The organism is Pseudomonas sp. LAMO17WK12:I10, from assembly GCF_900215185.1.
Lineage (GTDB): Bacteria > Pseudomonadota > Gammaproteobacteria > Pseudomonadales > Pseudomonadaceae > Aquipseudomonas > Aquipseudomonas chlororaphis.
Window position 1 is genome coordinate 124,605 of record NZ_OBDX01000020.1, and the last position, 14,035, is coordinate 138,639.

At 61.4% G+C, this 14,035-nt stretch carries 15 protein-coding genes and 1 tRNA gene; 10 read left to right on the top strand and 6 right to left on the bottom strand.

Going from position 1 to position 14,035, the window contains the following annotated elements:
• The first annotated feature begins 124 nt into the window (after positions 1 to 124).
• From CRO75_RS21210 to CRO75_RS21225, 5 genes are all read left to right on the top strand, one after another.
• Complete coding sequence (locus CRO75_RS21210) at positions 125 to 2,449, top strand: FdhF/YdeP family oxidoreductase (RefSeq protein WP_009044523.1); 2,325 nt, start codon at positions 125 to 127, stop codon at positions 2,447 to 2,449.
• A gap of 127 nt (positions 2,450 to 2,576) precedes the next feature.
• Positions 2,577 to 3,998 carry a cytochrome ubiquinol oxidase subunit I gene (locus tag CRO75_RS21215; protein ID WP_097137936.1) on the top strand — a complete coding sequence of 474 codons (1,422 nt, stop codon included), beginning with the start codon at positions 2,577 to 2,579 and terminating at the stop codon, positions 3,996 to 3,998.
• A 15-nt stretch (positions 3,999 to 4,013) separates the two neighbouring features.
• Positions 4,014 to 5,030: a cytochrome d ubiquinol oxidase subunit II gene (cydB, locus tag CRO75_RS21220; protein ID WP_053261802.1), complete on the top strand. Its 1,017-nt coding sequence runs from the start codon at positions 4,014 to 4,016 to the stop codon at positions 5,028 to 5,030.
• A complete protein-coding gene (locus CRO75_RS33035; RefSeq protein ID WP_009044526.1) occupies positions 5,017 to 5,172 on the top strand; it encodes a hypothetical protein in 156 nt (51 codons plus the stop codon). The genes cydB and CRO75_RS33035 overlap by 14 nt, the downstream gene beginning before the upstream one ends.
• The gene (locus CRO75_RS21225) at positions 5,159 to 5,320 is read left to right on the top strand and encodes a DUF2474 domain-containing protein (RefSeq protein ID WP_097137938.1); all 162 of its coding nucleotides are present in this window, start codon (positions 5,159 to 5,161) and stop codon (positions 5,318 to 5,320) included. The genes CRO75_RS33035 and CRO75_RS21225 overlap by 14 nt, the downstream gene beginning before the upstream one ends.
• A gap of 125 nt (positions 5,321 to 5,445) precedes the next feature.
• Here the strand turns inward: CRO75_RS21225 and CRO75_RS21230 are convergent, their stop codons facing one another.
• The 3 genes from CRO75_RS21230 to CRO75_RS21240 all read right to left on the bottom strand — a co-directional run bounded on the left by CRO75_RS21230 (position 5,446) and on the right by CRO75_RS21240 (position 10,041).
• On the bottom strand, positions 5,446 to 6,399 hold the full coding sequence (locus tag CRO75_RS21230; protein ID WP_097137941.1) for a Dyp-type peroxidase: 954 nt from the start codon (positions 6,397 to 6,399) through the stop codon (positions 5,446 to 5,448).
• A gap of 139 nt (positions 6,400 to 6,538) precedes the next feature.
• On the bottom strand, positions 6,539 to 8,812 hold the full coding sequence (locus tag CRO75_RS21235) for an FdhF/YdeP family oxidoreductase (protein ID WP_097137943.1): 2,274 nt from the start codon (positions 8,810 to 8,812) through the stop codon (positions 6,539 to 6,541).
• 332 nt (positions 8,813 to 9,144) lie between these two features.
• On the bottom strand, positions 9,145 to 10,041 hold the full coding sequence (locus CRO75_RS21240) for a DMT family transporter (protein ID WP_097137960.1): 897 nt from the start codon (positions 10,039 to 10,041) through the stop codon (positions 9,145 to 9,147).
• A 132-nt stretch (positions 10,042 to 10,173) separates the two neighbouring features.
• On the opposite strand from CRO75_RS21240, the gene CRO75_RS21245 reads away from it, so the two are divergent.
• On the top strand, positions 10,174 to 10,611 hold the full coding sequence (locus tag CRO75_RS21245; RefSeq protein WP_009044531.1) for an Lrp/AsnC family transcriptional regulator: 438 nt from the start codon (positions 10,174 to 10,176) through the stop codon (positions 10,609 to 10,611).
• 82 nt (positions 10,612 to 10,693) lie between these two features.
• On the top strand, positions 10,694 to 11,023 hold the full coding sequence (locus CRO75_RS21250) for a YceK/YidQ family lipoprotein (protein WP_009044532.1): 330 nt from the start codon (positions 10,694 to 10,696) through the stop codon (positions 11,021 to 11,023).
• Between the two features lie 71 nt (positions 11,024 to 11,094).
• Here the strand turns inward: CRO75_RS21250 and CRO75_RS21255 are convergent, their stop codons facing one another.
• Positions 11,095 to 11,766, bottom strand: a complete 672-nt coding sequence (locus CRO75_RS21255) for a Bax inhibitor-1/YccA family protein (RefSeq protein ID WP_007929309.1) — start codon at positions 11,764 to 11,766, stop codon at positions 11,095 to 11,097.
• Between the two features lie 123 nt (positions 11,767 to 11,889).
• On the opposite strand from CRO75_RS21255, the gene CRO75_RS21260 reads away from it, so the two are divergent.
• Both CRO75_RS21260 and CRO75_RS21265 read left to right on the top strand, forming a co-directional pair.
• Positions 11,890 to 11,977: transfer RNA gene (locus tag CRO75_RS21260), tRNA-Ser, on the top strand.
• Between the two features lie 323 nt (positions 11,978 to 12,300).
• Entirely contained in the window at positions 12,301 to 12,630 is a 330-nt protein-coding gene (locus tag CRO75_RS21265) for a hypothetical protein (RefSeq protein WP_097137945.1), read from the top strand.
• Between the two features lie 5 nt (positions 12,631 to 12,635).
• On the opposite strand, the gene CRO75_RS21270 is transcribed toward CRO75_RS21265, so the two are convergent.
• Complete coding sequence (locus CRO75_RS21270; protein ID WP_097137947.1) at positions 12,636 to 12,845, bottom strand: hypothetical protein; 210 nt, start codon at positions 12,843 to 12,845, stop codon at positions 12,636 to 12,638.
• A gap of 85 nt (positions 12,846 to 12,930) precedes the next feature.
• Here CRO75_RS21270 and CRO75_RS21275 point away from each other — a divergent pair, with 85 nt between their 5' ends.
• Positions 12,931 to 13,635 carry an SOS response-associated peptidase family protein gene (locus CRO75_RS21275; RefSeq protein ID WP_097137950.1) on the top strand — a complete coding sequence of 235 codons (705 nt, stop codon included), beginning with the start codon at positions 12,931 to 12,933 and terminating at the stop codon, positions 13,633 to 13,635.
• Positions 13,636 to 13,763: 128 nt separating this feature from the next.
• Here CRO75_RS21275 and CRO75_RS21280 read toward each other — a convergent pair.
• Positions 13,764 to 14,035 (bottom strand): IS3 family transposase (locus tag CRO75_RS21280; protein WP_143503916.1); only part of this gene is annotated, 272 nt, incomplete at its 5' end.

Consider the following 14,035-nt stretch of genomic DNA (forward strand, 5'->3'; position numbering starts at 1 on the left):
ATAAAACCGTGCGGCCTGTAATTAACAGCCACTTAAAGTTGGTTATTTATGCACACAAGAAAACAGTCATTAACAATGACTCGGCATTAGGCGCAGCCTACGTGCAATGTCCTGGAGAAGTATCATGAGCGAAGTTGAACGCTATAAACCGTACAAGGGGGCGGCGGCCGGTTGGGGCGCATTGATTGCCGTGACCAGGAACTGGTTGGGCAGCGAAAACGCTTTCAAGAATATTCGCACCATGCTCAAGACCAACCAGAACGGCGGCTTCGACTGCCCGGGCTGCGCCTGGGGCGAGTCGCCGGAAAACGGCATGGTCAAGTTCTGCGAGAACGGCGCCAAGGCGGTCAACTGGGAAGCCACCGGGCGCCTGGTCAACCCGGCCTTCTTCAACAAATACACGGTGTCGGCACTGGCGGCGCAAAGCGACTACTGGCTCGAATACCAGGGCCGCCTGACCCACCCGATGCGTTACGACGCCAGCCTGGATCGCTACGTCGAAACCAGCTGGGACGATGCCTTCGCCCTGATCGCCAGGCACCTGAACGGGCTGGAGTCGCCCGACCAGGCCGAGTTCTATACCTCGGGCCGGGCCAGCAACGAGGCCGCCTACCTCTACCAGCTGTTCGTGCGCGCCTACGGCACCAACAACTTCCCCGACTGCTCGAACATGTGCCACGAGGCCAGCGGCCTGGGCATGGACGACAGCGTCGGCGTGGGCAAGGGCACGGTGACCTTCGAGGACCTGGGGGAAGCCGACGCGATTTTTGTCATCGGCCAGAACCCCGGCACCAACCATCCGCGGATGCTCGAACCGCTGCGTGAAGCCGTGAAACGCGGTGCCCAGGTGATCTGTTTCAACCCGCTGAAAGAGCGTGGCCTGGAACGCTTCCAGCACCCGCAGCATCCGCTGGAGATGCTCACCAACGGCTCCGAGCCCACCTCCTCCGCCTACTTCCGCCCGGCCCTGGGCGGCGACATGGCAGCCATGCGCGGCATCGCCAAGTTCCTCTGGCAGTGGGAACGCGAAGCCCTGGCCAATAACGGCGAGGCGGTATTCGACCGCGCCTTCATCGCCGAGCACACCTCGGGCCTGGACGCCTACCTGGCCGAAGTCGACGCCACCAGTTGGGAGCACATCCTCGAACAGTCCGGGCTGTCCCTGGAGGACATCGAGCTGGCCGCGCGCATGTATCGCAAGGCCAAGCGGGTGATCATGTGCTGGGCCATGGGTGTGACCCAGCACACCCACTCGGTGCTGACCGTGCAGGAAGTGGTCAACGTGCAACTGCTGCGCGGCAATATCGGCCGTCCGGGCGCCGGGCTGTCGCCAGTGCGCGGCCACAGTAACGTGCAGGGCGACCGCACCATGGGCATCAACGAACTGGCTCCCACCGAGTTGCTCGATGCCCTGGAAGCGCGTTTTGCCTTCAAGGCGCCGCGCAAGCACGGGCACAACACGGTGATGGCGATCGCCGCCATGGAAGAAGGTCGGGCCAAGGTGTTCATCGGCCTGGGGGGCAACTTCGCCCAGGCCACCCCCGACAGCCCGCGCACCCACGCCGCGCTGCGCAACTGCGAGCTGACCGTGCACATCGCCACCAAGCTCAACCGCAGCCACCTGGTCACCGGCCGCGAGGCGCTGATCCTGCCGTGCCTGGGGCGCACCGATATCGACCTGCAAGCCCAGGGCCCGCAAGGCGTCACCGTGGAAGACACCTTCAGCATGGTGCACATCTCCCACGGCCAGCTGAAACCCAAGTCGCCGCTGATGCGTTCGGAACCGGCGATCATCGCCGGGATCGCCAACGCCACCCTCGGCAGCCACCCCATCGACTGGCTCTGGGTGATCGAGGACTACAGCCGCATCCGCAACCTGATCGCCGACACCATTCCCGGCTTCAAGGACTTCAACAAGAAGCTGCTGCACCCGGGCGGTTTCCACCTGGGTAACGACGCCGCCCAGCGCATCTGGAAAACCGCCACCGGCAAGGCCCAGTTCACCCCCGGCGTATTGCCGGAACACCTGGTGAGCCAGGGCGTGCGCGACCTGGGCGTGAAGCCGGAGCTGATCCTGCAGACCATGCGTTCCCACGATCAGTACAACACCACCCTGTATGGCCTGGACGATCGTTATCGCGGGGTCTACGGCATGCGCGACGTGGTCTTCGTCAACGAGCAGGACATTCGCAAGCTGGGTTACGAGCCGGGGCAGAAGGTCGACATGATCTCGCTGTGGGGCGACGGTCGCGAGCGCCGGGTGAGCGGCTTCACCCTGATCGCCTACGACATTCCAGCCGGCCAGGCCGCTGCCTACTACCCGGAAACCAACCCTCTGGTGCCGCTGGAAAGCTACGGCGACCGCACCTTCACCCCGACCTCGAAGTTCATCGCGATTCGCCTTGAACCGGCGCCGGTCAGCAACCTGATCCAGTCCTCCGTCGATTGAACCTGCCCGGGGCGGCGCGCGTCGCCCCGGCCCTTTCGAAACCTGCATTGCCGTTGACCGCGAGCCGCGAGGCTCACGCGGTCGGCCGGGCCGTGCATACGTATCGAGCCACTCTGAGGGTATCGTCATGCCAAACCTGGAAGCGCTTGACCTCGCGCGAATTCAATTCGCGTTCACGGTCTCGTTCCACATCATATTTCCCGCCATCACCATCGGGCTGGCCAGCTTCCTGGCAGTGCTCGAAGGCCTCTGGCTGAAAAGCAATAACTCGGTCTACAAGGACCTGTATCACTTCTGGTCGAAAATCTTTGCCGTCAACTTCGGCATGGGGGTGGTCTCCGGGCTGGTCATGGCCTATGAGTTCGGCACCAACTGGAGTCGCTTCTCGGACTTCGCCGGGAGCATTACCGGGCCCCTGCTGACCTATGAAGTGCTGACCGCGTTTTTCCTCGAGGCCGGTTTCCTCGGGGTGATGCTGTTCGGCTGGAACCGGGTCGGCCGTGGGCTGCACTTCTTCTCCACGGTCATGGTGGCGATCGGCACGCTGATCTCGACCTTCTGGATCCTCGCCTCCAACAGCTGGATGCAAACGCCACAGGGCTTCTCCATCGTCGATGGGCGGATCGTGCCGATGGACTGGCTGGCCATCGTGTTCAACCCGTCGTTCCCGTTCCGCCTGGCGCACATGGCGATTGCCGCGTTCGTCGCCACCGCGTTTTTTGTCGGCTCGTCCGCGGCCTGGCACCTGCTGCGCAAGAACGACACGCCACAAGTGCGCAAGATGCTGTCGATGGCGATGTGGATGGCCCTGATCGTCGCGCCGATCCAGGCAGTGGTCGGCGATGCCCATGGCCTGAACACCCTGGAACATCAGCCGGCGAAAATCGCCGCCATCGAAGGCCACTGGGAAAACATCGGCAACGAACCGACGCCGCTAGTGCTGTTCGGCATCCCCGACATGGACGCCGAGAAGACCGGTTATGCGATCGAAGTGCCTTACCTGGGCAGCCTGATCCTGACCCACAGCCTGGACAAGCAGATCCCGGCGCTCAAGAGCTTCCCGAAAGAGGACCGGCCGAACGCGACCATCATCTTCTTCAGCTTCCGGATCATGGCCGGGCTGGGCATGTTGATGATCCTCACCGGCCTGCTCGGCCTGGCCTTGCGCCGCAACGGCGCGCTGTACCGCAACCGGTTGTTCCTGCGCCTGGTGCTATTCATGGGCCCGACCGGCCTGATCGCCATGCTGGCCGGCTGGATCACCACCGAGGTCGGCCGCCAGCCATGGGTGGTGTACGGCTTGCAGCGCACCGCCGACGCGGCGTCGAACCACTCGGTCAGCCAGTTGAGCATCTCGCTCGCGTTGTTCGTGCTGATCTACTTCTCGGTGTTCACCGTGGGCATCGCCTACATGATGAAGCTGGTCCGCAAAGGCCCGCAGCCGCATCACGATCATCCGCCACAAGGCGGCCCCGGCCAGGACCGCACGCCGCGCCGGCCGCTGTCCGCGGTCACCGAGACCTTCGCGTCCGGCAACCCCGCCAACTGAACAAGGAGCTTGCCCATGGGCATTCAAGGTATAGATCTGTCGTTGATCTGGGGCGTGATCATCGCTTTCGGAGTGATGATGTACGTCATCATGGATGGCTTCGACCTGGGACTGGGGATCCTCTTCCCGCTCATCCCGGACGCGCAGGAGCGCGATGTGATGATGAACACCGTGGCGCCGGTCTGGGACGGTAACGAAACCTGGCTGATTCTCGGTGGCGCGGCGCTGTACGGGGCCTTCCCGCTGGCCTATTCGGTGATTCTGGAGGCCCTGTACCTGCCGCTGATTTTCATGCTGGCCGGCTTGATCTTCCGCGGGGTGGCCTTTGAGTTCCGCTTCAAGGCCAGCCCGGAAAAACGCCATATCTGGGACATGGCGTTCATCGGTGGCTCGCTGCTGGCGACCTTCTGCCAGGGCATCGTGATTGGCAGCTATATCGCCGGGATCCCGGTGGTCGATCGCCAGTTCGCCGGCGGCAACCTGGACTGGCTGGCGCCGTTCCCGCTGTTCTGCGGCCTGGGCCTGATCGTCGCCTACGCACTGCTGGGCAGCACCTGGCTGCTGGTCAAGACCGAAGGCATGCTCGAATCGCGCATGCGCCACTACACCCGGCCGCTGGCGTTCGTGCTGATGGCGGTGGTCGCGGTGCTCTGTGTGTGGACACCCATGCTGCACCCGGAGATCGCCAGCCGCTGGTTCACCCACGCGCATATCGTGGTCTTCGGCGCGCTTGTGGTTCTCGCGCTGCTGGCGCTGTTCGGGCTGCTACGCACCTTGCGCCAGCATCACTCGCACTGGCCGTTCGTGTTCACCCTGGCGCTGGTGTTCCTGGGCTACATCGGCCTGGCCTTCAGCATCTGGCCGAACATCGTGCCGCCTTCCATCAGCCTGTGGCAGGCCGCATCACCCCCGTCCAGCCAGCTGTTCATCCTGATCGGCACCCTGTTCATCCTGCCGATCATCCTGATGTACACCTGCTGGAGCTACTACGTGTTCCGCGGCAAAGTGAGGATCGGCGATGGTTACCATTGATAGCGAAACCCTTCGAACCACTACCAGGCAGAGGCCTTTCTACCAGCAGGTGGCGCAGCTGAGCCTGCTGTTCCTCGGCGGGCTGGTGATGCTGGCCGCCGCCACCGCACTGATGATGGAGTTGGCTTATGGAACGCTCTGAGGTATCGACCACCGGCCACCCGAGCGCCCCCTGGTATCGGCGGCTGGCATGGCTAGTGGGCATCTGGCTGGGCAGTGTGCTGGCCCTGGGTGCGGTGGCCGGCCTGTTGCGGCTGATGATGCACATGGCCGGCATGAGCACTCACTGATTGCTGATCGCATCGGTAAAGGCCCGGCGCCTTTCCCGGTGCACGGTCCCGGCAACCATTGAATAGCATCCGCCAGATGCAACGAGCCCGCGAGGCCCTCACCTCGCGGGCTCTTTACATCCGGATCAGGGCTGGCGTTCGGCCAACACTTCCAGCAGATCGGCGGAAGGCACGAAGAACAGGCCGCCGGTCACCGCCGTGCTGAAATCCAGCAAGCGGTCATAGTTGCCCGCCGGCCGGCCGACAAACATGTTTTCCAACATTTGCTCGATAGGCTCCGGCGAGCGCGCGTAACCGATGAAATAGGTGCCGAACTCCCCCGCCCCCGGCCGGCCGAACGGCATGTTGTCGCGCAGGATCTTCACCTCCTCGCCGTCCTTGGTGATGGTGGTCAAGGCACTGTGGGAAGAGGTCGGCTTGACGGCATCGTCGAGTTCGATATCGGACAGCTTCTTGCGCCCGATGATACGTTCCTGCGCCTCGACCGACAGCTCGTTCCAGGCGTTCATGTTGTGCAGGTACTTCTGCACCAGCACATAACTGCCGCCGCTGAACGCCGGGTCTTCATCGCCGACCAGGGTGAACTCGATGGCCTTGCGCCCGACCGGGTTTTCCGTGCCATCGACAAAACCGATGATGCTGCGCATGTCGAAATAGCGGAAACCCTGCACCTCGTCGACTACCGAGATCGCATCGCCCAATGCCCCGATCAGTTGCGTCGCCAGTTCGAAGCACAGGTCCATCTGGTCCGCGCGAATGTGCAGCAGGATATCGCCGGGGGTTGCCACGGCCCGGCGCTCTTGCGGGCCGAACTCGCGAAAGGCGTGCAGCGAGGCTGGGCGCGGCCCGCCAAACAGCCGGTCCCAGGCCGCCGAAGCAAAACCGCAGACACACGACAGGTTACCCGCGGGCACCCGCTTGCCGACCGAACGGGTGAGGCCCGCCACATCCTCGCACCAGCCCCGCACCTTGGCGGCGGCGTCACGGCCGGGGGCCAGGGTGGCGACGATAAAGATCGCGCTGCTGGTAATCGGGTTGCAGACGGATTGCGGTTCAGGAATATCGTTGGACATGGGCATGAGCACTCGGCGGAACGGGAAAGACCGCAGAGTAGCAAATAATCGCGGCGCTGCAGTCCGGCAGCGAGCCTCGCGCTCATGAAAGCCCACCGATGAAAAAAGGGGCGCCCCATGCGCCCCCTTCCCTGAATCGCCAGGGTCAGTTCAGCGTCGAGCGCACAATCCGTACCGGAACCGATTTGTAGGACGGCGTCCCGCTATCCACGTCGATGTAATCCAGCGGCACCAACTGGTTGGCTTCGGGGTAATAGGCCGCAACCGAGCCCGGGGAAATCTTGTATTCGATCGCGGTGATTTTCTCGTAGCGCAGCTTGCGCCCCTGGGTGACCGTCTCGATATCCACCAGGTCGCCATGGGCCAGGCCACGAGCATCCAGGTCCGCCTGATTGATGAACAGCACATCGCGCCGGCCGAAGACCCCGCGATAACGATCGTCCATGGCATAGATGGTGGTGTTGTACTGGTCATGGCTGCGAATGGTGATCAGGCGCAGAACGTCCGCGCCATCGACCACCTTGTCTTCATGCAGCCCGGGAAAGACAAAGAACTCGGCCTTGCCCGAGGGCGTGAGCCATATGCGCTCGGTGGGCGGCAGCGGCATGCGGAACCCGCCCGGCACGCGGATGCGCTGGTTGAACGCCTCGAAGCCGGGCACCGTTTTCTCGATCAGGTCGCGGATCTTGTCGTAGTCGGCGACCAGTTCCTGCCAGGGCACCTTGCTGCCTGGCAGCGTGGCCCGGGCAATGCCGGCCACTATCGCCGGTTCCGAGCGCAGGAACTCGGATGCCGGGGTCAGCTTGCCGGCCGATGCGTGGACCATCGACATCGAATCCTCGACGGTGATCGACTGGCGCATCCCGTCCTGCACGTCCAATTCGGTGCGCCCCAGGCAGGGAAACAGATAGGACTCCTTGGCGACCAGCAGATGGGAGCGATTGAGTTTGGTGCCGATATGCACGCTCAGGCCGAGCTTGCCCATGGCCGGAAAACACTGGCCCGGATCGGGCAAGGCGACGGCAAAATTGCCTCCCAGGCAAATCAGCGCCTTGGCCGTGCCCGCGATCATCGCCTGCATGGCTTTTACCGAATCGTGGCCGTGGGCCGCTGGCGGCTTGAAGCCGAATACTTTCTCCAGCCTGTCGAGAAATGCCTTCGACGGTTTCTCGGTAATGCCCACGGTCCGGTTGCCCTGGACATTGGAATGGCCGCGCAACGGGCAAATACCCGCGCCAGGCTTGCCAAAGTTACCGCGCAACATCAGCAGGTCACAGATCAGCCGGACATTGGCCGTGCCTTCGTTGTGCTGGGTGATGCCCATGCCGTAGGTGACGATGGTGGCGTTGGATTTTGCGTAAGCGGCGGCGACCTTTTCCAGCTCGGCCTGCTGCAGGCCGCTGGCCTGTTCTATATCGGGCCAGGCCGTGGCGTGCAGATCGGCGACCAGCTCGTCGAAACCCTGGGTGTGCTGGGCGATGAAGTCATGGTCGAGGACTTCGCCCACCGTCCGCTCCAGCTCCAGCAGCGCCTTCATGATCCCCTTGATCGCCGCCGCGTCGCCTCCGGCTTTTACCTGGAAGTAGGACGAGGCGATCCGGGTGGAACCGTAAGTCGCCATTTCAACCATGTTCTGCGGATCGGCAAAGCGCTCGAGCGCGCGTTCGCGCAAGGGGTTGAAGACCATGATCGGCACCTTGCGCCGCGAGGCCTCGTGCAGCGTGCCCATCATGCGTGGGTGGTTGGTGCCGGGGTTGTGGCCGATGGAGATGATCAGTTCGCAGGTATCGAAGTCGTCCAGCGACACCGTGCCTTTGCCGATACCGATGGATCGCGGCAGCCCGACGCTGGTCGGTTCGTGGCACATGTTGGAACAATCGGGAAAGTTGTTGCTGCCGTATTCCCGGATGAACAGCTGGTACAGATAGGCCGCTTCATTGGAGGCCCTGCCAGAGGTATAGAACTCGACCTGCTCCGGTTGCAGCCCCCGGAGTATCTCGCCTATTCGCGCGAACGCCGCCTCCCATTCGACCGGCTGGTAGGTGTCGCTGGCACGGTCATATACCAGGGGATGGGTGATACGTCCCAGGTCCTCCAGCTCGTAATCGCTGCGGTGCAATAACGAGGCGACCGGATGATTGGCGAAGAAGTCCGGAGTGACCCGCTTGTTGGTCGCCTCCCAGGTCACCGCCTTGGCGCCGTTTTCACAGAACTGGAAGGTGGATTTGTGCTCCTTGTCGGGCCAGGCGCAGCCCGGGCAGTCGAAGCCATCAGGCTGGTTGGTGCGCATCAGGGTGATGGGCGCCTTCAGCGTATCCATCTGCTCTCTAACCGCTGTCGCGGTGGCCTTGAGCGCCCCCCAGCCGCCAGCGGGGCCGTCGTAGTTACGAACACCGGGTACCTTGCGTCGAGTCGTCATGATCGCTCCCCATACGCCCCTGCCCTGTAGACAAGAAGCGTTGGTTGCCTGGGATCCGCCGCCATGGCGGCATTCGGTAACGGCCTACCGACCCGAATCGGGGGACGGTAGATGTCACACCTGAACAGCAAAAAAGACACGCAACCCAGAACCGGGTTTGAGGACTTGAAACCTTTGAATCAACGACGAAGGGTTGCGCTTGAATCTTTCACCCTGAGTTAAAACCTTAGTGGTGCGTCCCCGCCTGTCAAGGCAATAAATAGCTGGCAAATCGGGTAGTTACTTATCATTCGTATTAATTCGGCGACCAGTCACTCACCGGAACCCAACGCTCACTGCGCCGCCACCCGACGGCGCAAGCCCAGGCTCCAGCCCTGCTGCATGCCAGCAGCCGCCAGCAGGATAGCGATCACGCCGATCCATTGCAGCAGCTCCAGGCGATGGCCGAAGGCGAACCAGTCGACGAAGATCGCCGCGATCGGGTAGATGAACGACAGTGCGCCGGTCAGTGCGGTCGGCAGTTTCTGGATCGCGCCGTACAGCAGCACGTACATCACCCCGGTGTGGACGATGCCCAGGGTCAGCAGGCTGGCCCAGGCCTCCGGTGCCGTGGGCAGCGCGGAGAGATTGGCCCAGGGCGCCAGCAGCAACACCCCGGTGCAGACCTGGATCAACGCGATCAGGTGCGGCGGCGTGCCGGTCAGGCGCTTGATCAAGAGCGCGGCGAAGGCATACAGCAGGGCCGCCCCCAGCGCCAGGGCGATTCCCAGCAGATAGTCATTGCCCGCCGCGCCCTGCTCGCCATGGGCGCTGACGATCGCCAGCATCCCGGCGAAGGAAACGCTCAGCCAGAACAGTTTCTGCGCGGTGATTTTCTCGCCGAGGAACAGCGCCGCCAGCCCCACCAGCATGAACGGCTGGACGTTGTAGACCGCGGTGCCGATGGCGATCGAGGCCCGGGAATAGGAGGCGAACAGCAGCACCCAGTTGCCGACGATGGCGACACCGCTGAGCACGGCGAGGAGAAAGGTGGTGCGCGTCAGGATGCCGGGGCGCAGAAAGCCGAAGCCGGCACAGATCAGCAGCAGGGTCGCGGCGCCGAACACGCAGCGCCAGAACACCACGTCCAGCACCGGCTGCCCGGACACCAGCACGAACCAGCCGATGGTGCCGGAAATCAACATGGCGGCGGTCATTTCCAGTGAGCCGCGGCGTAACAATTTGTCCATGATCATTCTCCTCAACAAGAGCCAAAAGTATGACAATCGGCTCCTGCCCCGCTCAAGACTCAACGGTAGGCTAAAATCGGCTTACACCTTTTTTATCAAGGTACTTCTTAGGTTTTACCTAATGAGGTTGGCATGATCGACGAAATTGACCAGGCGCTGATCAGCGCCCTGATGGAAGATTCACGCCGTTCTCTCAAGGCCCTGGCGCAGATCAGCGGGCTGTCCTCGCCCAGCGTCGCCGAACGCCTGCGACGCCTGGAAGAACGTGGTGTGCTCAAGGCCTATACCGTCGAAGTCGACCCGAAGTTCTTCGGCTATCAATTGCAGGCCATCGTGCGCATCCGGCCGCTGCCGGGGAAACTCCAGGAAGTCGAACGACAGATCCTGGCCATCCCCGAGTTCACCGAATGCGACAAGGTCACGGGCGAGGACTGCTTTATCGCCCGCCTGCATGTACGCGACATGGAACAACTGGACAGCCTGCTCGACCACCTCAACAGTTGCGCGGAAACCAACACCGCGATCGTCAAGAAAAGCCCGGTGAAACGGCGGTTGCCGCCGATGGCGTAATGCCTGGGCTCACACACGGCGTTTGCCCCTGGCACCCAAAAACTGGCTAGACTCAGGACCTCATCGACGAAGGATTCGCACCGTGAAAACCTCTTTTCTGTTGCTGGCGGCATTGATGCTCTCAGGTTGTGGAACCATCGATACCGTCTTCAGGGAGGATGCGGTGGCCAGCGAGAAACTCAAGGAGCGAAAAACCTACTGCGGTGGCGTCCCGCGTATCTACAGTGGCGTGACTTACGATTTCTGCAGCCTGCATGCCCCTGAGCCAGAGAACGGCGCAACTCATACCGGCCCGGCCTCGAACCAAGCCATGCTGCTCGACATGGCCGTTTCAGGTGTGCTCGACACCTTGCTGCTGCCCTACACCATCTATCAGCAACAAACCGATGGCAGCCTGATCATTGCCGAGTAGTGCCCCGGACGTTCAGATCGCAGACAACAAAAAGCCCGCCGAAGCGGGCTTTTCTGTTTCAAGGCTGACGATCAGTCGTCGCGGCCCATGATGCCGAACAGCTGCAACAGGCTGACGAACAGGTTGTAGATCGATACATACAGGCTGATGGTCGCCATGATGTAGTTACGCTCGCCGCCATGAATGATGGCGCTGGTCTGGTACAGGATGCACACCGAGGAGAACAGCACGAAGCCCGCGCTGATCGCCAGTTGCAGACCGCTGATCTGGAAGAACAGGCTGGCCAGCGTCGCGCCCAGCAGGACGAAGAAACCGGCGGTGATGAAACCACCGAGGAAGCTCATGTCCTTGCGGGAGATCAGCACGTAGGCCGACAGGCCACCAAATACCAGAGCGGTCATCGCAAAGGCCGAGCTGACCACTTCAGCGCCGCCCTGCATGCCCAGGTAACGGTTGAGGATCGGGCCGAGCAGGAAGCCCATGAAACCGGTCAGGGCAAACGCCGACACCAGGCCCCAGGCCGAATCACGGAGTTTGTTGGTGAGGAAGAACAGACCGTAGAAACCGATCAGCACCACGAAAATGTTCGGGTAACCGACCCGCATCTGCTGGGCCACGTAAGCCATCACGCCGCTGAAGGCCAGAGTAAGAGCGAGTAGGCCGTAGGTGTTGCGCAGGACGCGGCTAACTTCTAGCTGCTCGGCCTGCACGCTGTTATTAACTGCGTAATCCTGTTCGCGCATGGCGACACTCCTGTTGGTTTGAAACGTTCAGTGGCAAAGATCATAACAGACGCTCTGCAACAAGCTATGTACAGAGTTTGACAGTGTGTTTCATTCAGGTATTATGGCGCCCGCAACAAAAACGGAGGTGTGGCCGAGTGGTTTAAGGCAACGGTCTTGAAAACCGTCGACTGTAACAGGTCCATGAGTTCGAATCCCATCGCCTCCGCCATCTTATGTACGCTAAAGCCCCGATCTTTCGGGGCTTTTTCGTTTCTGGCGCATAGCCCTTCAGACTTCCAAACAAGCCTCATCTAGCGTAGATATTCGGACGCGTCCTAAAACTATGCGCTTTGGATAGAGACCTGTCGTCTCACCACCTCCCCGAATAAATCAGCATTATGCCAATAGCGCATACTTCGACCCCCCTCCTACGGCGTCCTGCCGACCGAACATCCCCACCCTCACCCTACATCTCGTCGCCTCAAATCGCGCACCGCCACCTCCTCGATTACTGTATGCACATACAGCAACAAAAGCATGTGAGGCAGTACCGTGCACATCGACGACACAGACGACTGGCTGGGCATCCCCACGCCTCTCGAAATAGCAACACAGCACGGAGAGCTGCTTGAGAACAAAATCCAGGAACTGACAACCCAACTACGCGCAGCCAGGGAGAAGATATTCAAGCTTGTGAATATGCACGCCAAAGCTGAGGCTGAGCGCGACGAAGTCCTGGCAAGGCTGCGGGAGCGCGCTGGTGAAGCAGCAAGGATGCGGAAGAAGATAGCGAGCCTGGAGCTTTCGGTCAGAAGCATGGACCGAACAAACGAAGATCTGCGGAAGCTCATACGGCCCGAGGATATGAAGCGCTTTCGGTAATTCCGCTATCCCAGTTCGTCTGCAAAGGCGGCGGCCGCCTCCTCGATCAGTTCCCGCCACTCGCCCTCATCTATCACGCTGCGGGCGAGCATATCGTCTGCAAGCTCCAGCCTGGCGTCATATCGATCCTCAGGCGACGCCGCGGCGAAGCCCGGGTCATTGAAGAGCGCATACCACGCTTCCAGCGCGTCGATCTGTTTGATGTCCAGGGCCATAACGGATACCTGCCACCGGGGTCTACAGTGTAGAAACCGGCTGCAGCCTGGCCGTTCACCTCTTCCGACGTGCGGGAGATAGGAAATGTGCGGAAGAATCGCGCAGTACCGCGGCATTCACGACTTCGTGGCCGTGCTCAGCATGCCCGGTGCCCTGGTCAACTCAGCCGGCGATCAGCCGCTGGGGAGATACAACGTGCCGCCGACAACCCAGGTCGCCCTACTCCACGTTGAGGGCGATGCTCTGCACGCCGATATGGTGCGGTGGGGATGGCGGCCGCACTGGGCGAAGGATCGAGCCCCGCCGATAAATGCCAGGGTGGAGAAGGTCGCCCACAGGCCCTTCTTCCGTGCAATTTGGCCGCACCGAGCAATCACCCCGATTGACGGCTGGTTTGAGTGGGTCGACGAAGGAGGGCCAAGGAAGCAGCCCTACTTCATTCGCCGCAAAGACGGCGCCCCATGCCTCTGCGCTTCCATTGGTCAGCTTCCGGATTCCGATGAGGGCCATGGGGAACACGACGGGTTCGTGATCATCACCGCCGACGCCCAGGGCGGCATGGTCGACATTCACGATCGGCGGCAGGTTGTCTTGTCCCCGGAACTGGCCCGGGAATGGCTTGACCAGACGACGTCATTGGAGCGCGCCGAACAGATGGTGCTGCACCAGTGCGAACCGTCCGAGGCATTCGAGTGGCACCGTGTAAATCAAGCTGTGGGGAATTCCAAAAATCAAGGAAATCAGCTCATCGCTCGGATTGAAGGCACATTCCCTGGAGGTACGAAATGAACGTGGCCACATTGGGTGCTCTGCTCGTTTTGACCTCGTATGCATTTGCCGCGGATCAAACTCCGATGCAGAAATTTCATGCCGCGCTCATATCTGCAAAAATATCTGGTTGAATCGCCCCGGATTCTCTAGACACCTTGCAAGCTCATTGCGTAACGCTTTTCAAACTCTACCGGTGACAGCTGATTGTTGAAACTATGACGGCGTTTTGCGTTGTAGAACATCTCGATGTAGTCGAACACATCGCTACGAGCATCTTGCCGCGTGGTGTAGATTCTCCGCTTGATACGCTCCCGCTTTAGAAGCTGGAAAAAGCTCTCGGCTACGGCGTTGTCATGACAGTTGCCTCGGCGACTCATGCTGGCAACCAAATTATTCGCCTTCAAAAAACTGCGCCAAT

Excerpts from the sequence above, each read along its gene's own strand:
- CRO75_RS21210 (WP_009044523.1), top strand. The coding sequence starts at position 125 with ATGAGCGAAGTTGAACGCTATAAACCGTACAAGGGGGCGGCGGCCGGT.
- CRO75_RS21215 (WP_097137936.1), top strand. The coding sequence starts at position 2,577 with ATGCCAAACCTGGAAGCGCTTGACCTCGCGCGAATTCAATTCGCGTTC.
- cydB (WP_053261802.1), top strand. The coding sequence starts at position 4,014 with ATGGGCATTCAAGGTATAGATCTGTCGTTGATCTGGGGCGTGATCATC.
- CRO75_RS33035 (WP_009044526.1), top strand. The coding sequence starts at position 5,017 with ATGGTTACCATTGATAGCGAAACCCTTCGAACCACTACCAGGCAGAGG.
- CRO75_RS21225 (WP_097137938.1), top strand. The coding sequence starts at position 5,159 with ATGGAACGCTCTGAGGTATCGACCACCGGCCACCCGAGCGCCCCCTGG.
- CRO75_RS21230 (WP_097137941.1), bottom strand. The coding sequence starts at position 6,399 with ATGCCCATGTCCAACGATATTCCTGAACCGCAATCCGTCTGCAACCCG.
- CRO75_RS21235 (WP_097137943.1), bottom strand. The coding sequence starts at position 8,812 with ATGACGACTCGACGCAAGGTACCCGGTGTTCGTAACTACGACGGCCCC.
- CRO75_RS21240 (WP_097137960.1), bottom strand. The coding sequence starts at position 10,041 with ATGGACAAATTGTTACGCCGCGGCTCACTGGAAATGACCGCCGCCATG.
- CRO75_RS21245 (WP_009044531.1), top strand. The coding sequence starts at position 10,174 with ATGATCGACGAAATTGACCAGGCGCTGATCAGCGCCCTGATGGAAGAT.
- CRO75_RS21255 (WP_007929309.1), bottom strand. The coding sequence starts at position 11,766 with ATGCGCGAACAGGATTACGCAGTTAATAACAGCGTGCAGGCCGAGCAG.
- CRO75_RS21270 (WP_097137947.1), bottom strand. The coding sequence starts at position 12,845 with ATGGCCCTGGACATCAAACAGATCGACGCGCTGGAAGCGTGGTATGCG.
- CRO75_RS21275 (WP_097137950.1), top strand. The coding sequence starts at position 12,931 with ATGTGCGGAAGAATCGCGCAGTACCGCGGCATTCACGACTTCGTGGCC.